This is a genomic window from Mycobacterium sp. Panama NTM2, assembly GCF_054355555.1.
Genome location: NZ_CM135953.1, coordinates 2,064,847 through 2,082,765 on the forward strand (window position 1 = coordinate 2,064,847; position 17,919 = coordinate 2,082,765).

Here is a 17,919-nt window from a genome sequence, read left to right on the forward strand (position 1 = left end):
TACAGACACAATATTTATGACGAAAATTCGCTACGCTACGGTCATGGCGGAAGAATCGGCGACGACGTCGGCATCAGTACAGGCCTCCTCGAAGAATGTTCGGGCCGTGATCGACGACGTCGACCGCCGAATCCTCACCGCCCTGCACGCCGACGCACGGCTGCCCAACAGCGCGCTGGCCGATCTCGTCGGCATCGCGCCGTCCACGTGTCACGGACGGGTGCGTCGGCTCACCGAACTCGGTGTCATCCGGGGCTTCTACGCCGATGTCGATCCTGCCGCGATCGGGCTCACGCTGCAGGCGATGATCTCGGTCAGCCTGCAAGCCAACGCTCGCGGCAAGATCCGCAACTTCATCGGCCAGATCCGGCGCAAGCCTCAGGTGATGGATGTCTACTTCCTCGCCGGCGCCGACGACTTCCTCCTGCACGTCGCCGCCCGCGACACCGACGACCTGCGAAAGTTCGTGGTGGAGAACCTCAACGCCGACGCGGATGTGGCCGGCACGCAGACGTCGCTGATCTTCGAGCACCTGCGCGGCGCCTCGCCGCTGTAGCGGGATCAGGCGCCTGCGAAGCGGCGTACCCACGAGAACCACTGCGCCATGCCCTCGCCGGTCTTCGCGCTGACCGGCAGCACCTCGGCGGTCGGGTTGACCTGACGGATCCGCTCGGTGTAGGTCGCCACGTCGGCATCCAGGTAGGGGGCGAGGTCGATCTTGTTGAGCAGCACCACATCCACGGCCCGGAACATCACCGGATACTTCAGCGGCTTGTCCTCGCCCTCGGTCAGCGAATAGACCATCGCCTTGGCGTGCTCGCCCACGTCGAACTCCGCCGGGCAGACCAGGTTTCCGACGTTCTCGATGATCACCAGGTCCAGCGCATCCAGGTCCAGTCCGGCCAGCGCCCGATTCACCATCGGGGCGTCGAGATGGCATTCGCCGCCGAAACCGTTGTCGGTGTTGAGCAGTGAGATCTGCGCGCCGCGCCCGGCCAGGCGCGCAGCGTCGAGATCGGTGGCGATGTCGCCTTCGACGATGCCCACCGACAGCTCACCGGCCAGTTCGTCGAGCGTCGCGCTCAGCACCGCGGTCTTGCCGGAGCCCGGTGAGCTCATCATGTTCAGCGCGCGAATTGCGTTGCTTGCGAAGATCTCCCGATTCTGCGCAGCGCGAAGATCGTTCTCGGAGAATATCGCCTCGAGCACATCGATACGCTGACCCGCGGTCTGGTAGCCGCTGTGATCGCCGTGATCGTGATCGTGATCGTGACTGTGCACGGTGCCGTCATCGTGGCGGTGGAACCTACCCACGGCGCTGCCCCGCCGCTGTTTCGGTGGCGACATCGATCGACGTCACCAGGAACTCCTCGCCGCGGATCACGCTCACCTCGGCGCTGTGGCAGGCCGGGCAGCACACCGACCACCGCGAGCTGATCTCCGATTCCCGTCCACACGCACGGCAACTCACGGCCGCCGGCACCTGCTCGAGTTCCAGCGCCGCTCCGGCCAACCCGTCGTGTTCGGCCACGATCGACCAGCAGAACATCAGCGAATCGGCGACCACCTGCCGCAGGGCCCCGACGCGCACTCGCACCACCTCGACCGGCCGGCCCTCGGCGTGGGTGCGCACCACGCCGGCGATGGCGTGGCACAGCGACAACTCGTGCACACCGCTCAGCGTAATCCCGACCGGGGGTCGGAAATGCGCAGAAGTCTGTGCCGGATTTCGATAGTTGGTCATGCCGTGCGGAGTTAGCCTGGGGCGTCTGACGGTTCGAGGAGTCCGCGCCATGAGCGCATGCACGCGTGTCCGGGTGAGCATCACCGGCGTGGTTCAGGGCGTCGGATTCCGCCCGACGGTGGCCCGCGTCGCGGCGGCGCATCGGTTGACCGGGTTCGTGCTCAACGATGCCGGTTCGGTGCAGTGCGAATTCGAGGGTCCGAGCCCGCAGGTCGACGCGGCCGTCGACGCGCTGCGGACGGCTCCGCCGCCGCTCGCCCGCATCGAGACCTTCGTCGTCACAGCAAGACCGCTCCGCGACGACGGAGCGTTCCGCATCCTGGACAGCGCACGCCGAGGCGATGGGGGACATCGCACGTTGGTTCCTCCCGACATCGCGACCTGTCCGGACTGTCGCCGTGAGCTGTTCGATCCCGCCGATCGGCGCCACGGCCATCCGTTCATCACCTGCACCAATTGCGGGCCCCGCTACACGGTGATCACCGACCTTCCCTATGACCGGCCGGCCACCACGATGGCCGGCTTTCCCCTGTGCGCTCGCTGCGCCGTGGAGTATGCCGATCCGGCCGACCGGCGCTATCACGCCCAGACCATCTCCTGTCATGACTGTGGGCCGCAGTTGACGTGGGACGGACCCGTTCTCGGGCGATCTGCTCTCGAATCCGCGGCTGCGGCGCTGCGAGCCGGCATGGTGGTCGCGATCAAGGGAGTCGGCGGCTACCACCTCGCCTGCCGCGCCGACGACGACGCCGCCGTCGCGCTGTTGCGCCGGCGAAAGAACCGGCCCGCCAAGCCGTTCGCGGTGATGGTCGCCGATGTGGATGCTGCGCGGCGGATCTGTGTGGTCGACGCTGCCGCCGAGCGGGCCCTCACCTCACCGGCCGCGCCGATCGTGCTGCTGCCGGCACGCCGAGGCCGCGTCAGCGCGGACGTGGCGCCCGGCCTGGGCGATCTCGGAGTGATGCTGGCCTACACGCCGGTTCACCATCTCCTGCTCGCCGGGTTGGACGTTCCTGCGCTGGTGATGACGTCGGCCAATCAGGGCGGTTCCCCGATCGTCCATCGTGACGAGAACCTCGACTGGATCGACGGTCTGGCCGACGCCGTGCTCGGCCATGACCGCCCGATCCACGTGCCGTGTGAAGACTCGGTGGTGGGGATCGCCGACGACGGGCACGAGATTCCGTTGCGGCGGTCGCGTGGCTACGCGCCGCTGCCCGTCGCGCTGGACGTGCCTGCGGGGGCGATCCTGGCGACCGGCGGTGATCTCAAGACCACCTTCGCGCTCACCGATGAGCGCGGTCGCGTGCACCTGTCCTCACACCTGGGGGACATGGCCGACCCGCGCACCCAGGACTGCTTCACCGCGGCGGTCGATCATCTGATGTTCTTGACTGCCACGGTGCCCACCGTCGTGGCACACGACATGCACCCGCGGTACGCGACGACGGGGTGGGCACGGCGGCACGCCGATCGGCTGGAGGCCGTGCAGCACCACCACGCCCATGCGGTCTCGCTGTTGGCCGAGCACCGGAGGCTCGACCAGCCGATGATCGCGATCGTTTACGACGGAACGGGTTTCGGCACCGACGGCACCATCTGGGGCGGCGAACTGCTCGCTCTCACCGGGACCGCTGGGTTCACCCGGGTCGCACACCTGGCACCGTTCTGGTTGCCGGGCGGCGAGGCGGCCGTCCGGCAACCGGCGCGCATCGCACTGGACCTGCTGCGGCGCGCAGGCATCGACCCGACCGACGACCTTCCTCCGGTCGCGGCGCTGGGGCCCCAGGGGCTTCATGTACTCACCCAGCAGTTCGCGCGCGGGGTGGCGTGTGTGCCCACCACCAGCATGGGACGGCTCTTCGACGCGGTCGCCAGCCTGCTGGGGGTCTGCCAGCAGGTGACCTACGAGGGTCAGGCCGCGGTGGAACTCGAGCATCTCGCACGCGGCGGGCGCGACCGCCGTGTGATGCGCTTCGACGTCGCCGGCGGTCTGCTCGATCCCGCACCGGTCGTCACGGCGGTCGTCGACGGCCTGCGCGCCGGCGCGGCGCGCGAGGACCTGGCGCGGTCGTTCCACGACGCGGTGATCGACGCGACGGTGCGGGCGGCCGTCGCTGCCGCAGCCGACGCCGGAATCCCGACGGTGGGTCTGACCGGTGGTGTGTTCGCCAATCGGCTACTGCTCGAGGGAATCTCGGCGGGCCTGCGCGCTCGCGGACTGGAGGTGCTCACCCACCGGGTGGTGCCGTGCAACGACGGTGGTCTGGCACTGGGGCAGGCCGCGATCGCGGCCCTGCGCCGCTCGACCCATCGAGAGAGGAGTGAGCCATGTGCCTCGGTATCCCCGGCAGGGTGACCGCGATCTGGGACGAAGCGGGGACGCGGATGTCCACGGTCGACTTCGGCGGGACCACCAAGACGGTCTGCCTCGCGTATCTGCCGGACATGACGATCGGTGAGTACACCATCGTCCACGCCGGTTTCGCGATCACCCGACTCGACGAGGCATCGGCACAGCAGACGTTGCGCATGTTCGCCGAACTGGGTGTGCTGGACGAGGAGCTGGCAGGCGAGCAACCGGCGGGGCGAAGGGGCACGGCGTGAAGTACCTCGACGAGTTCCGCGACCCGACCGCCGCACGAGCACTGGTCGACGCGATCCGCCGCCGGGCTACGAGAACCTGGACGGTGATGGAAGTCTGTGGTGGACAGACTCATTCGATCATCCGCAACGGGCTGGACCAGTTGCTCGACGGCGCGGTCGAATTCATTCACGGGCCGGGCTGCCCGGTCTGCGTCACACCGCTGGAGATGATCGACCGCGCGCTGGAGATCGCCTCGCGCGACGACGTCATCTTCTGCTCGTTCGGCGACATGCTCCGGGTGCCGGGTAGCACCCGGGATCTGTTCTCGGTGCGGGCCCGCGGTGGGGACGTCCGCGTCGTGTACTCGCCGCTGGACGCCACGCGCGTCGCCGCCGACAACCCCGACAAGCAGGTGGTGTTCTTCGGTGTCGGCTTCGAGACCACCGCGCCGGCCAACGCGATGGCGGTGCTGCACGCACAGCGTCTGGGCCTGACGAACTTCTCGGTGCTGATCTCCCATGTGTTGGTGCCACCCGCGATGACGGCGATCCTGTCCTCGCCCACCAACCGCGTCCAGGGGTTCCTGGCCGCCGGGCACGTCTGCTCGGTGATGGGCACCTCGGAATACCAGCCGCTCGTCGACCGGTTCGGTGTCCCGATCGTGGTGACCGGGTTCGAACCGCTCGATCTGCTCGAGGGTGTGCGCCAGGTGGTCGACCTCCTCGAGGACGGCACACCGGAGCTCCGCAACGCCTACCCCAGGGCCGTCTGCCCGCAGGGAAATCCGGCGGCCCGCCAGACACTCGCCGAGGTCTTCGCCGTCACCGACCGGCAGTGGCGCGGTATCGGGATGATCCCGCAGTCCGGCTGGACGCTGTCGCCGCGCTACGCCGAGTTCGACGCTGAGCGCCGTTTCGGCGTCGGTCATCTGCAGGTCGCCGAGTCCGCCGAATGCCATGCCGGTGAGGTGCTGCAGGGCCTGCTCAAACCGCACGAGTGCCCGGAGTTCGGCCGCACGTGCACGCCGCGTACCCCGCTGGGGGCCACGATGGTCTCCAGCGAAGGCGCGTGTGCGGCGTACTACCAGTTCCGGCGCCTGGCCAATGTCTGAGGCGCCGCCGTCCGTCGACCCCTCGGACTGGGTGTGCCCGCTGCCGCTGCGGGAAACGGCGCGGGTGGTACTCGGCCACGGTGGGGGCGGAGTGCTGTCCGAGGAACTCATCGAGAATCTGTTCCTGCCCGCATTCGGGGGACGGTCCGGACCGTCGCGGGACTCGGCGGTGCTGCGCACCGGCGCCGGCCGCATCGCGATGACCACCGATTCCTATGTGGTGCAACCGCTGTTCTTTCCCGGCGGCAACATCGGGGACCTCGCGGTCAACGGCACCATCAACGACTTGGCGTGCAGCGGTGCCCGGCCGATCGGCCTCACGGCGGGCTTCATCCTGGAGGAGGGTTTGGAGCTCGACGTGCTCGGCGCGGTGGCCACCGCGATGGGTGCCGCCGCCGCGGCGGCCGGCGTGCCGATCGTCACCGGCGACACCAAGGTCGTCGGAAAGGGCAGCGCCGACCAGCTTTTCGTCAACACCGCAGGTGTCGGCGTCGTGCCACCCGGGGTGGACGTCGGACCGGAACGCGTGAGGCCCGGCGATGTGGTGATCGTCTCCGGTGCCCTCGGCGAGCACGGCGTGGCGATCATGAGCGTGCGCGAGGGCATCGACTTCGGCACCGAGGTCCGTACCGACAGCACCCCGCTGCACCGGCTGGTGGACTCGATGTTGGCCGCGGGCGGTGCCGGGGTGCACGCGCTGCGCGACCCGACCCGGGGCGGACTGGTCGCCTCGGTGGTCGAGATCGCGCGTGCCGCGTCCGTCGGCGTCGAGCTCGACGAGGCAGCGATTCCCGTCCCCGAAGCCGTCGCGTCGGCCTGCTCGTTTCTGGGCCTGGACCCGCTGCAGGTCGCCAATGAGGGCAAGATGGTGGCGTTCGTCGCCGCCGAGGAGGCCGAGGCCGTGCTCGCCGCGATGCGCGCCCGACCCGAGGGAGCCGAAGCGGCGGTGATCGGGCGGGTGGTCGCCCAACATCCCGGTATGGCGATCACGCGGACACCGTTCGGCACCACGCGGGTCGTGGAACGTGAACTCGGAGAACAGCTCCCGCGAATCTGCTGACGATCAGCGCCGCAAGGTCTCCGACGGCGCCTCGCCCCACCGTTTCCGGTACTCGACCGAGAAACTGCCGAGGTGGTGGAAGCCCCAGCGCTCGGCGACGGCGGTCACCGTGACACCGTCGGAGGGGATCGCATCGGTCAGCTCCTCGTGGACTCGTTCGAGGCGGCGCTCCCTCACGAACGCCATCGGCGACAGACCCAACTCGGAGCGGAAGCCCTGCTGGATCGACCGGACGCTCATGTGGACCGCCGACGCCAGCGAATCCATCGTGATCCGTTCGGCCAGGTGGTCTTCGATGAAATCCATCGCCTGCTGGATCACGGTGCGCCGCGGGTCGGGAGACGACGGCTGGGTGATGTCGGCGTGATAGTTCGACGGCTGCAGGTAGAGCAGGCTGCTCATGACCAGTTCCTCGACGGGCCCGATCGCGCGGCCCTTCTGGATCAGCGAGCCGGCGTGGTAGACCTCGGTGTGCACGAGCTGCACCGCGGCGTGCCACCGCATGGCCGCTTCTGTCGCGAGATCGAACTCCGGCTCGAAGACCAACGGCCGCATCAGGTTACGGCCCAGAAGCCGCGTCACGTGAGCTGTCATCGCCTGGGACTCGATCCGGATCAGCAGCTGCGGGGTGTCGACGCCGAGCTCCAGCCGCAGCGGTACTCCGGGGCTGGACACCAGGGACCGCATGGTGTTGGCCTGGAACGTCGCCGACGGATGGACCACGGTGGCGACGCCGTTCATGGGCATGTGCACGCCGTAGTAGCGGCCCGACTCCGGGATCTCGATGGTGGCGGGTACGTGCAGGTCCAGATACAGCATGCTCACGTTGCGCAATCGCACGCCGTGCATCGTCGCAGCGAATCCGTGCGCCTCCGCGGGATCCACCGTCAGGCTCAGCGGGGACAGGGCGCGGCCCATCAATCGCGCCGCCTTGGCGATGTCCTCGGTATAGAAGATCTCGTGTCCGGTCAGCGCCGGCGGGACGCCGCGGGAGCGCACCTTGCGGCGTACCGGGTCGCTGGTGCGGCGGATGTCGATGTAACCGAGACGGGTCAGGCGGGACATCAGGCGTGGGGTGCGCGGGCTGCAAAGGCAAGGCTAACTTCGCACTCTGCGAAGAGGTTTCGGTTCCGCACGGCAATACTCCTAAACATCGGCCTCGTTTCAGCGTAGCCATCTGTGCGCAATCCTGATAGGAGTCGGCTTGACTCACGAAAAGTGCCCGCGAAACGCCCTCGGTGCCTCACGTAAGAATGCCCGCGAAATGGTGATCGTCGTGGAGCATGGGAAGTGGGTTGTCGATGGCGTCTCGTGCCGAGGTCACCGCCAGGTACGCCAAGGCGTATGTGAGGGCTTCGAAGAAGGACCGGGGCCGGATTCTGGATCAGGTGGTCGAGGTGACCGGCTGGTCGCGTGATAACGCCCGCCGGCGGCTCACGGTAGCGGCCAGGCGCCCGCCGGGTGCGGGCCGCAGTGTCGCAAAACGGCCGCGCAAACCGCGCTCGCCGAAGTACAGCTATGACACCCGTAAGGTGCTGCAGAAGGTCTGGGCCGCCTCGGGTGGGCAGTGCGGCAAGTACCTGGCTGCTTCGATGGCCCTGCAGCTCGACGGGTTGGAGCGCCACGGCGAGTTGGTCTTTGGCCGTGACCGTTACAGCCCGACGGTGCGCGAGGAGCTGTTGGCGATGAGCGCGGCGTCAATCGACCGCTATCTGGCGCCGGTGAAAGCCAAAGACCAGATCAAGGGCAAGTCCACCACCAAGCCCTCGCCGCTGTTGCGCTCGTCGGTCAAGATTCGCAAGGCCACCGACGAAATCGAAGCTGCGCCAGGCTTTTTCGAAGGAGACACCGTCGCGCACTGCGGGCCGACGTTGAAGGGCGAGTTCGCCCGCACCCTCAACCTCACCGATGTGCACACCGGCTGGACTTTCACGCGGACCGTGCGCAACAACGCCCACACCCACATCCTGGCCGCCCTGAAAGCAGGTGTGCATGAAATACCGTATGAGGTAACTGGTTTGGACTTCGACAACGGCACCGAGTTCCTCAACAAAGCCGTCATCAAATGGGCCGGGCAGATGGAGATCTTCTTCACCCGCTCCCGGCCGTACAAGAAGAACGACCAGGCCACCATCGAGTCCAAGAACAACCATCTCGTCCGCAAGTACGGGTTCTACTACCGCTACGACACCGACGAGGAACGTGCGGTGCTCAACCGGCTCTGGCCTCTGGTCAACGACCGGCTCAACTACCTGACCCCCACCATCAAACCCATCGGCTACGCCAGCAGCGGTGACGGCCGGCGCCGCCGTCTCTACGACCAGCCCAAGACCCCACTGGACCGGCTACTGGCGGCCGGCGTCCTCTCACCAGCCCAAGAATCGGAGCTCCTGACCTACCGCGACAGCCTGAACCCGGCCGCGATGGGACGCCAGATCGCCGACCTGCAGAACCGACTTCTCCAGCTGGCCAAGGAGAAAACCGAACAGCTCTACCTCGCCAGCATCCCCACCGCCCTACCCGACACCCGCAAAGGCATCCGGATCAAGGCCTCCTGACCCAACGCCGTTTCGCGGGCATTCTTACCTGAGGCATGGATCAGATTTCGCGGGCATCTTGATCTGAGGCATCACGGGAGTTGCGCGAAAGCGATAGGCAGCGCGGGGTCGGCTGAGTACCTTTGGGGAGCAGTGAGCTTCCCTCGCACGGGGGAGCCCTTGTGGGAGGTTCAGCATGGGAGCCAACGGAGAAGCCGGAATCCCCGTCCTGGATCCGCCGGTTCCGGCCGGACCGTCGGCCGCGGTGCGCGACCGTCTCGACGATCCCCGCGTGGCCGACGCCCTCACCACGTTGCTCGAGCACGCCGACCTGCTCGCCGTGCTCGTCTCCGGGCTCGACGCCTTCGTGCGCCGCGGCGACGACATCACGGCGAACCTCACCTCGGCTCTCGGCGAGTTCAAGGGCCAGTCGGTGCCGCTGAGCCAGTTGTCGGCGAGCCTGAGTGAACTCTCCGGCGGGCTCGTCCACGCCGCGCCGGCGCTGACCACGCTGTTGCGATCACCACTGGCCGACCCGGCCGGAGCGGAGGTGATCGCCGCGCTCGGCGAGGCCATGGTGTCGGCGCGCCGGTCCGCCCCGCCGGCGCCCCGCGGAGTGCGCGGCCTGTGGAAGACGGTGCGCGGTGCGGCCAAGGACCCCGACGTGACACGCGGCGTGGTCTATCTGCTCGAGATGGCCCGCGTCTTCGGTCGACGAGTCTGACAAGAGCACAACAGAATTCGCTCCGCAGGGCAGGCCCTGCGGTGATCGAGAGGAGTACTCATGGCATCGGTGCTGTGGTTCCAGGGTGGTGCGTGTAGCGGTAACACCATGTCCTTCCTCAATGCCGAGGAACCGAACGTCGTCGACCTGATCGTCGACTTCGGTCTGGACCTGCTGTGGCATCCATCGCTGGGGCTCGAGCTGGGCCAGAACGCGCAGAAGTTGTTCTCCGACTGCGCAACCGGTGAGCGACCTCTCGACATCTTCGTGTTCGAGGGAACCGTCATGGAGGCCTATGGCGGCCGCGCGGACATGTTCGCCGACCGTCCGATGAAGGACTGGGTCACCGACCTCGCCGGCGCCGCGCAGATCGTGGTCGCCATCGGGGATTGCGCCTGCTGGGGCGGCATTCCGGCGATGGAGCCGAACCCGTCGGGGTCCACCGGACTGCAATTCCACAAGCGGGAGAAGGGCGGCTTCCTCGGCCCGGACTTCCGGTCCAAGATGGGTCTGCCGGTGATCAACGTGCCCGGGTGTCCCGCTCACCCGGACTGGATCACCCAGATACTGGTCGCACTCGCCACCGGGCGCGCCGGCGACATCACCCTCGACGACCTGCACAGGCCGGAGACGTTCTTCAAGACGTTCACCCAGACAGGGTGCACACGCGTGCAGTTCTTCGAATACAAGCAATCGACGATGTCATTCGGCGAAGGAACCCGAACCGGTTGCCTGTTCTACGAATTCGGCTGCCGCGGCCCGATGACGCATTCGCCGTGCAACCGCATCCTGTGGAACCGGCAGTCCTCGAAGACGCGGGCCGGCATGCCGTGCCTGGGCTGCACCGAGCCGGAGTTCCCGCATTTCGATCTCGCGCCGGGGACGCTGTTCAAGACCCAGAAGGTCAGCGGCATGATCCCCAGGGAAGTGCCCGAGGGAACCGATCACCTGACGTACATGGGCCTGGCCGCGGCCGCGCGCATCGCTGCGCCGCAGTGGTCCAAAGAAGACATGTTCGTGGTCTAGGGCCACTGAAAGGACTCGTGATGACGTCACAACTGGATCTGTTCGTCAGCCCGCTGGGCCGCGTGGAGGGTGACCTCGACGTTCGCGTCACGATCGACGACGGAGTCGTCACGTCGGCGTGGACCGAGGCCGCGATGTTCCGCGGCTTCGAGATCATCCTGCGCGGCAAGGACCCGCAATCCGGACTGGTGGTCTGTCCGCGCATCTGCGGCATCTGCGGCGGCAGCCATCTGTACAAGTCGGCCTACGCCCTGGACACGGCCTGGCGCACGCACATGCCCCACAACGCGACGCTGATCCGCAACATCTGTCAGGCATGCGAGACGTTGCAATCGATTCCGCGCTATTTCTACGCGCTGTTCGCGATCGACCTGACCAACAAGAACTATGCGAAGTCGTCGCTGTACTCCGAAGCCGTCCGCCGCTTCGCACCCTACGTGGGTACCAGCTACCAGCCGGGCGTCGTGCTGAGCGCCAAACCCGTTGAGGTGTACGCGATCTTCGGTGGCCAGTGGCCGCATTCGAGTTTCATGGTGCCCGGCGGGGTGATGTGCGCCCCCACGTTGAGCGACGTCACCCGCTCGATCGCGATCCTGGAGCACTGGAACGACAACTGGCTGGAGAAGCAGTGGCTCGGCTGTTCTGTGGAGCGCTGGCTGGAGAACAAGACCTGGGAGGACGTGCTGGCCTGGGTCGACGAGAACGAGGCGCAGTACAACAGTGACTGCGGATTCTTCATCCGCTACTGCCTGGATGTCGGCCTCGACAAGTACGGCCAGGGAGTCGGCAACTACATCGCCACCGGAACCTATTTCGATCCGACGCTCTACGAGAACCCGACCATCGACGGACGAAACGCCGCGCTGATCGGTCGATCGGGCATCTACGCCGGGGGCCAATGGCACGAGTTCGACCAGGCCAACGTCCGCGAGGACGTGACGCACTCCTTCTACCAAGGGGATCAGCCCCTGCACCCGTTCGACGGAGAGACCATCCCGATCGATCCGGAGCTCGGTCGCAAGCAGGGCAAGTACAGCTGGGCCAAGTCGCCGCGCTACGCCGTGGGCGATCTCGGCAACATCCCGCTCGAGGCGGGGCCCCTGGCGCGGCGGCTCGCTGCGGCGGGCCCCAACGCGGCTGCCCATCAAGACGACGATCCGTTGTTCCTGGACATCATGAACAAGATCGGCCCGTCGGTGATGGTGCGCCAGCTCGCTCGTATGCACGAGGCGCCCAAGTACTACCAGTGGGTTCGGCAGTGGTTGGACAACCTGGAGCTGAAGGAGAGCTTCTACTCGAAGCCGACCGAGTACGCCGAGGGCAAGGGGTTCGGCTCCACCGAGGCCGCGCGCGGATCGCTGTCGGACTGGATCGTCATCGAGGACAACAAGATCAAGAACTATCAGGTGGTGACGCCGACCGCGTGGAACATCGGGCCGCGGGACGGTTCGGATGTCCTCGGCCCGATCGAACGGGCGCTGGTCGGTTCTCCGATCGTCGACGCCGAGGACCCGGTGGAACTCGGTCACGTGGCCCGCAGTTTCGACTCGTGTCTGGTGTGCACCGTGCACGCCTACGACGGCAAGAGCGGCCGCGAGTTGAGCAAGTTCGTCATCAACGGGATGGTGTGACCTGTCTTCAGCAGAGGGGGTCGACACTCCGGAGGCGCTGCTCGAGCCGCCGGGATGCGACGTGCTCGTCGTGGGGTGCGGGAATCTGCTGCGCGGCGACGACGGAGTCGGCCCGGTCCTGGTTCGGCACCTGTGGGAGCGCGGCGTACCCGACGGGGCGAAGTTGGTCGACGGCGGCACGGCGGGAATGGACGTCGCCTTCCAGATGCGGGGTGCCGGTCGGGTCGTCATCGTCGATGCGGCGGCGACGGGATCGGCGCCCGGCACCCTGTTCCGGGTGCCCGGCTCCGAACTCGCCGAGCTGCCCCTGCAGGGTCTGCACACCCATTCGTTCCGGTGGGACCACGCCATCGCGTTCGCGCGCTGGGCTCTTGGTTCCGACTGCCCGACCGACATCACCGTGTTCCTCATCGAGGTCGCCGGTGTGGAGATGGGCGCCGAGCTGTCGGCACCGGTGACCGCGGCCATGGAGCAGGTGATCGACATGATCGACCGGGAGTTCCTGGCACCGTTGCGGCCGGATTCCGGGCGCGAGGTCACCGTCGAGTTCACCGCCGACGGTTATCTGCGGCTGGACGCCGCCACCGCAGCCGCCCGCTTCCCCTCCGACGCGGTCGCCGCGGTGCTGCGCGACGACGAGTTCTGGTTGATACCGCTGCGGGGACCGCGCAGCGGCGGACTGCTGCTCAAGCAACGCACTCCCGCCGGTGACCGTTGCGTCCTGGTGAGCGAAGTGCTGCGACACGCTCCGCTGCAGGGCGTGTTCCGTGGATGCTGGGACGATGAGAACACCGCGCTGCGGATCCCGGTCGCGCCTAGCCGGGAGCGGGACGGGTGATCGGGTTGGCTGAGCCCTCCGAGGTCGCACGCACCGTCGACACCGTGGTGGTGCCCGAACGGGGCCATTGGGCGGTCGAGATCGTGGTCGTGTTCGACGACGGGGTGGTGCGCAAACGGATCAGCACTCACCGCAGCCGCCGGCGGGCCGAACTGGCGGCCGATCTCATCAAGCGGGCCGCGGAGCGTGAGGTGTGAAGCTGCAGGGAAGCGCCGTGACCGACGCCGCCGTGGTGACGCGGCCGCAACCGCTCGGTGTCTTCGGCCTGCCGCTGGCGTATCTGCTCGTTCCCGCGGGTGCAGACACCGAGGAGGCTCGCCGTGCGCTGCTCTCCGGGCGGCTGCCGGACGTGTGGCCGGAGCGCCTGACCGCCCATCGGCACGCCCATGAGGGAGATCGAGAGGCCGCGCTCGCCGCGCTCGACGGAGATGATCCGGTCACGCGGTACAACCGCTTCGTACTCGACCCCGACGCTGCTGACCCGGCGGTGGTGCGGGAAGGTCTCGGGACTCTCGGTGTGCTCGTCGACGTCGTCCAGTTCGTCCTCGGTCGCAGCGACACCGTGCCCGACGCGACCGGTCTGGACGGTGAAGTGTCGGCCGCCGTCCTCGCGGTGGCCGCGTCGGCGGCCATCGACGAGGGGCGGCACAGCGACGCGGTCGCGCTGCTCGACACCGCCGCCGAGGCTGCGACGTCGGTGAGCCGTGCGCTTGCCGGTGTCCTGGTGGGCGCGGGCGCGGTGCTGTGCAGCGACCTCGGGGAGCCGATGGCGCTGCCCCGCCTGCAGCGCGCGCTCGCCCTGCTCGACGAGGCCGACGGGCTCGCGGTGGCCCGAGCCGAACTGCACCTCACCGCGGCCGGCATCCTGCACGAGCAGGCCGGGGAGCACCCCGAGATGATGCCGGCGGCCATCCCGCACTATCACTCTGCGCTGCAACTGATCCGGCGGGACGACGCCCCCGTGCTGTGGGCCTCCGCGCACGCCGACCTCGCCATCGCCTACCTGACGATGCCGATGGTGGAGGCATCCAGCCAGTTGCGGCTCGGCATCGCCGCGCAGTCGTTGCGCCAGGCGCTGACCGTGTTCACCCGTGAGGACCACCCGCAGCGGTGGGCCAGCGTGCAGCTCAACCTCGCGAACTCGTTGGTGTACAGCCCTTCTCGGCACCGGCAGGAGAACCTGGTGGAAGCGGTCGAGATCTACGAGGCCGTGCTGGCGACCCGGGATCGCGACCGCGATCCGCAGGGCCGCGCCCGGGTACTGGCGAACCAGGGCAACGTACTCGCCCATCTCGGCGTGTTCGATCAGGCCAAGGCGAAGCTGTACGAGGCGAGGTTCCTGTTCGAGGAAGCGGGTGACACCGATTCGGTGCGGTCGGTCCGCGGCGTGCTCGACGAGATCTCCCGGGAGGGTGCGCGATGACCGTCACCGACGGTGTGGGTCTCGAGGAGCTGGCCGCGCGCGTCGACGCGGCGGTCGCGGCGGTGGCCGAGTTGGAACCGGGGGCGCGGGCCGCTGCTGAGGAATTGAAGGCGGCGCTGGAAGAGATCCATCGTGTCGGGCTGACGACCATCGTGGCGCGCATGCGTGCCGACGACGGGGCGCGTCCGCTGCTGTTCGACCTCGTCGACGACCCGGTGCTCCGCATGCTGCTGACGCTGCACGGCATCCTGCGGCCCGATCCGGTGACGCTGGCCGAGCGTGCGTTGGCCGCGGTGCGTCCCCAGCTGCACAGTCACGGCGGCGACGTGGCGTTGGTGCGCGTCGATGCGCTCGACGGCGGGTACGTGGCCGTCGTTCGGCTGGAGGGTGCCTGCAACGGCTGCTCGATGTCATCGGTGACGCTGAGGGAACTGGTCGAAGACGCCCTGCGCCAGGGTCTTCCGGGTCTTCGGGCAGTCGAGGTGGCGCCGGCCGAGCCTTCCCCTGCGCTGATTCCGGTCGAATCGCTGCGCATGCCGGCGCGGCCGGTCGAGGACGGCTGGACACAGGTCGCGCGCGTCGAGGACATTCCGGTCGACGAGATCGCGGCACCCTGCGACGGAGTGATCGTGGTCAACGTCGGGCAGCGGCTCGCCGCCTACCGCAACGAGTGTGCGCATGAGGCGCTGCCGTTGGACGACGCGATCATCGATGCGACGGCCGGAACGCTGATGTGTCCGTGGCACGGGTTCTGCTTCGACGCCGCGTCGGGGGAGTGCGTTTCGGTTCCCGGCGTGCAACTGGAGCAGTTACCTCTGCGGATCGACGGGGGAGTGATCTGGGTTCGGACCGGCCGATGAGTCGCTACACGGTGCGGCACACCGTCTCCGGCCGCCCCGCCGGGCAGTCGCCCACTGCGGTGCTGGCCGACGACCACACCGGCGGCTGGCATCCGACGACCTGGTTGGGTGCACCCGCACCGGGTGGGCTGGCACTACCGCAGGCGGCGCCGAGTATGTCGTGGATGTACTCGCCCCGAGGCGTTTTCGTCGACGACTCTCACCTCGTCGTCGCGGATTCCGGCAACCATCGGGTGCTCGTCTGGCACGGTGTGCCGAGCATCGACGAGCAACCCGCCGACGTGGTGCTGGGGCAGGCGGATGGGTGCACGGAGGGCCGTGCGGCGGCGGGCCGAGGCCCGGAGCGCGGCATGAACCTGCCCACCGGCGTCGCGATTGTCGACGGGCGGTTGATCGTCGCCGACGCGTGGCATCACCGCATCCTGATCTGGAATGCGGTGCCGCAGAGCGACGATGTCGCGCCCGATGTCGTGCTGGGGCAGCGCGACGCCGTGTCGGTGGAGCCGAACGCCGGCGGCGAGTGCTCGGCCGCGACGTTCTATTGGCCGTTCGGCTTCGCAGTGCTCGGTGGTCGGTTCTGGGTCGCCGACACCGGCAACCGGCGCGTGCTGGGTTTCGAGGGCGGCGTTCCTGAGTCCGGGCGCCCGGCTGACATCGTGCTCGGGCAGCCATCGCCGAATGCGCGGGAAGAGAACCGGGGCGAGGCGCCCGGCCCGGCGAGCTTCCGCTGGCCGCACGCCATCGCCGGCACCGACGAGCTGATGCTGGTGGCCGATGCGGGCGATCACCGGGTGCTCGGCTGGTCGCCGCACCCTGCGTCCGATCGCGCAGCGAATTCAGTTCTCGGGGAACATGATTTCTGCTCGGCGGAGGAATGGCCGTACGGGCCGCACTCCGGGGACCGGTTCCGCTTTCCCTACGCGGTGGATCTCGCTGGTGACACGCTGGTGGTGGCCGACACGGCCAACAATCGGGTGCTGGTGTGGGACGGGGTACCGACGGAGCCGCTGGGTGGCCGGCCCGCCGACCATGTGTTGGCCCAACCCGACTTCGCGTCGAACGGGGAGAACCGCTGGGCGCTGGTCGGACGCGACACCCTGTGCTGGCCGTACGGGCTGAGCCTGCACGGTGACGTGATGGCGATCGCCGATTCCGGCAACAACCGGGTCATGCTGTGGCGGCGGTCGTGAGGCCGCGCATCGTGCAGGGCGACGATCAGATCGGGTTCGCGTGGACGCGAGCCGACGGGTCGGCGACCACGCTCGCCGAGCTGGTCGCCGACGACGACGAACCGGAGCGCCTGCCCGCCACGCATCTCGCCGCTCTCGACGACGCGATGATCGACGCCGCCCGCCGCTTCGGTGAGCTGCTGGGGGCCGGCCGGCGCCCGACGGCCCCTGAGCGGGACGAGCTCGCCGAGCTGTACCGCTGTCTCGATGAGGCCTGCGTGGACTACGCCCGAGCGGCTGAACGTCTCAGCATGACGCCCGACGGGCGGGCGGGTCGGATCGTGGGGACGGCCATGCTGATGTCGATCCTGGCCCGGCAGGCGATCGACATGCTGGGCCCGGCGCCGCTGGACGGGGAGCTGGACGAGCCGGCGCTCGGCGTGGTCGGCGGATACGGGGAGATGGTGCAGGTCGATCCCGATCGCCCGTGGAAGGGCGGCCGGTGGGTGGTGCGCACGGAGGCCGGTGCGCGGCTGCCGCTGACACTGTCGATGATCCTGTTCGACAGCTCGGGAACCAACGCCAATGCGGCTCGAGATGAGCACTGCGAGGCGCTGCGGACGGTGACATCAGCTGTGGGACAGCCGAATTCGGACTGCTTCGATGCGGCCTGTGCGCTGGACTGGCTGCTCTACGACTACCTGATGGCCCACCGTGACGGGCCCGACAGTGCCGAGATCGTGTTCGCCAAGGGTCGCGACGGTGACGCCGCCGTGGTGGTAGCGGCCGCGGCAGCGTCGGTGCGGGCCCGGACGACGTTCGACCCGGCGCTCGCGCTCAGGCGGGGGTGAGCGTCACGTTGTGCAGGGAGACCGCGACGTCGGTCGGCAGGATGTCGACGAACGTCGGCGCATCGCGCAGCGCATCGCCCGTGGCGATGATGTTGCCGCCCACACACGGGAAGTCGCGGCACCGGAACCAGGACCCCGGCGGGCTCTGGTACGGCTGCATGCTGGGCGACTGATCCACTCGGTAGCGGCCCGGCGGGATGAACGACGTCGACCAGCCGTCGCGCGGCTGCGTCGTCACGCCGAAGACACCGTTGCTGCCGTAGCTCGGTGCGGCACTCGCGGTCGCGGCAAGAACGCACCCCGCGGCGACGATGCCGATGGCAGCGGTTCCGACGACAGGGGCGACCTTCATACGGTC

19 protein-coding genes are annotated in these 17,919 nt (G+C 68.3%); 15 read left to right on the plus strand and 4 right to left on the minus strand.

The annotated features are described in order from the left end of the window. Positions 1-43: 43 nt before the first annotated feature. Complete coding sequence (aldR, locus tag ACXYX3_RS09795) at positions 44-556, plus strand: HTH-type transcriptional regulator AldR (protein ID WP_458611557.1); 513 nt, start codon at positions 44-46, stop codon at positions 554-556. 5 nt (positions 557-561) lie between these two features. On the opposite strand, the gene hypB is transcribed toward aldR, so the two are convergent. Together hypB and ACXYX3_RS09805 are read right to left on the minus strand one after the other, a co-directional pair. Beyond that, entirely contained in the window at positions 562-1,314 is a 753-nt protein-coding gene (gene hypB / locus ACXYX3_RS09800; protein ID WP_241207141.1) for a hydrogenase nickel incorporation protein HypB, read from the minus strand. Beyond that, positions 1,307-1,672: a hydrogenase maturation nickel metallochaperone HypA gene (locus ACXYX3_RS09805; protein ID WP_241207142.1), complete on the minus strand. Its 366-nt coding sequence runs from the start codon at positions 1,670-1,672 to the stop codon at positions 1,307-1,309. The genes hypB and ACXYX3_RS09805 overlap by 8 nt, the downstream gene beginning before the upstream one ends. Positions 1,673-1,793: 121 nt before the next feature. Here ACXYX3_RS09805 and hypF point away from each other — a divergent pair, with 121 nt between their 5' ends. The 4 genes from hypF to hypE are packed head-to-tail and all read left to right on the plus strand — an operon-like array spanning position 1,794 to position 6,502. Beyond that, complete coding sequence (gene hypF / locus ACXYX3_RS09810) at positions 1,794-4,103, plus strand: carbamoyltransferase HypF (RefSeq protein ID WP_458611558.1); 2,310 nt, start codon at positions 1,794-1,796, stop codon at positions 4,101-4,103. Then, the gene (locus tag ACXYX3_RS09815; RefSeq protein WP_241207144.1) at positions 4,076-4,351 is read left to right on the plus strand and encodes a HypC/HybG/HupF family hydrogenase formation chaperone; all 276 of its coding nucleotides are present in this window, start codon (positions 4,076-4,078) and stop codon (positions 4,349-4,351) included. The genes hypF and ACXYX3_RS09815 overlap by 28 nt, the downstream gene beginning before the upstream one ends. Further along, positions 4,348-5,442 (plus strand): hydrogenase formation protein HypD, encoded by a 1,095-nt coding sequence (gene hypD, locus ACXYX3_RS09820; protein WP_458611559.1) that lies wholly within the window; start codon positions 4,348-4,350, stop codon positions 5,440-5,442. The genes ACXYX3_RS09815 and hypD overlap by 4 nt, the downstream gene beginning before the upstream one ends. Continuing rightward, positions 5,435-6,502 (plus strand): hydrogenase expression/formation protein HypE, encoded by a 1,068-nt coding sequence (gene hypE / locus ACXYX3_RS09825; RefSeq protein ID WP_458611560.1) that lies wholly within the window; start codon positions 5,435-5,437, stop codon positions 6,500-6,502. Before hypD ends, hypE begins: the two co-directional genes overlap by 8 nt. A 3-nt stretch (positions 6,503-6,505) precedes the next feature. On the opposite strand, the gene ACXYX3_RS09830 is transcribed toward hypE, so the two are convergent. Continuing rightward, positions 6,506-7,567, minus strand: a complete 1,062-nt coding sequence (locus tag ACXYX3_RS09830; protein ID WP_458611561.1) for an AraC family transcriptional regulator — start codon at positions 7,565-7,567, stop codon at positions 6,506-6,508. Between the two features lie 236 nt (positions 7,568-7,803). Here ACXYX3_RS09830 and ACXYX3_RS09835 point away from each other — a divergent pair, with 236 nt between their 5' ends. The 10 genes from ACXYX3_RS09835 to ACXYX3_RS09880 all read left to right on the plus strand — a co-directional run bounded on the left by ACXYX3_RS09835 (position 7,804) and on the right by ACXYX3_RS09880 (position 17,561). Next, on the plus strand, positions 7,804-9,060 hold the full coding sequence (locus ACXYX3_RS09835) for an integrase catalytic domain-containing protein (RefSeq protein ID WP_176215952.1): 1,257 nt from the start codon (positions 7,804-7,806) through the stop codon (positions 9,058-9,060). Between the two features lie 175 nt (positions 9,061-9,235). Beyond that, entirely contained in the window at positions 9,236-9,763 is a 528-nt protein-coding gene (locus ACXYX3_RS09840; protein ID WP_241207148.1) for a DUF1641 domain-containing protein, read from the plus strand. A gap of 60 nt (positions 9,764-9,823) precedes the next feature. Next, positions 9,824-10,789, plus strand: coding sequence for an NADH-quinone oxidoreductase subunit B family protein (locus ACXYX3_RS09845; protein WP_241207149.1), 966 nt, complete (start codon positions 9,824-9,826; stop codon positions 10,787-10,789). 20 nt (positions 10,790-10,809) lie between these two features. Further along, positions 10,810-12,420 (plus strand): nickel-dependent hydrogenase large subunit, encoded by a 1,611-nt coding sequence (locus tag ACXYX3_RS09850; RefSeq protein ID WP_458611562.1) that lies wholly within the window; start codon positions 10,810-10,812, stop codon positions 12,418-12,420. 61 nt (positions 12,421-12,481) lie between these two features. Further along, complete coding sequence (locus ACXYX3_RS09855) at positions 12,482-13,258, plus strand: hydrogenase maturation protease (protein WP_458611563.1); 777 nt, start codon at positions 12,482-12,484, stop codon at positions 13,256-13,258. Between the two features lie 5 nt (positions 13,259-13,263). Further along, complete coding sequence (locus tag ACXYX3_RS09860; protein WP_255730905.1) at positions 13,264-13,455, plus strand: hypothetical protein; 192 nt, start codon at positions 13,264-13,266, stop codon at positions 13,453-13,455. A 17-nt stretch (positions 13,456-13,472) separates the two neighbouring features. Beyond that, positions 13,473-14,681, plus strand: coding sequence for a tetratricopeptide repeat protein (locus ACXYX3_RS09865; protein ID WP_458611564.1), 1,209 nt, complete (start codon positions 13,473-13,475; stop codon positions 14,679-14,681). After that, positions 14,678-15,541 (plus strand): NifU family protein, encoded by an 864-nt coding sequence (locus ACXYX3_RS09870; protein ID WP_241207154.1) that lies wholly within the window; start codon positions 14,678-14,680, stop codon positions 15,539-15,541. Before ACXYX3_RS09865 ends, ACXYX3_RS09870 begins: the two co-directional genes overlap by 4 nt. Then, on the plus strand, positions 15,538-16,731 hold the full coding sequence (locus ACXYX3_RS09875) for an NHL repeat-containing protein (RefSeq protein ID WP_458611565.1): 1,194 nt from the start codon (positions 15,538-15,540) through the stop codon (positions 16,729-16,731). The genes ACXYX3_RS09870 and ACXYX3_RS09875 overlap by 4 nt, the downstream gene beginning before the upstream one ends. Continuing rightward, positions 16,728-17,561 (plus strand): hypothetical protein, encoded by an 834-nt coding sequence (locus tag ACXYX3_RS09880; RefSeq protein WP_458612033.1) that lies wholly within the window; start codon positions 16,728-16,730, stop codon positions 17,559-17,561. The genes ACXYX3_RS09875 and ACXYX3_RS09880 overlap by 4 nt, the downstream gene beginning before the upstream one ends. On the opposite strand, the gene ACXYX3_RS09885 is transcribed toward ACXYX3_RS09880, so the two are convergent. Next, the gene (locus ACXYX3_RS09885; protein WP_458611566.1) at positions 17,548-17,913 is read right to left on the minus strand and encodes a hypothetical protein; all 366 of its coding nucleotides are present in this window, start codon (positions 17,911-17,913) and stop codon (positions 17,548-17,550) included. The genes ACXYX3_RS09880 and ACXYX3_RS09885 overlap by 14 nt on opposite strands. Between the last annotated feature and the right edge of the window lie 6 nt (positions 17,914-17,919).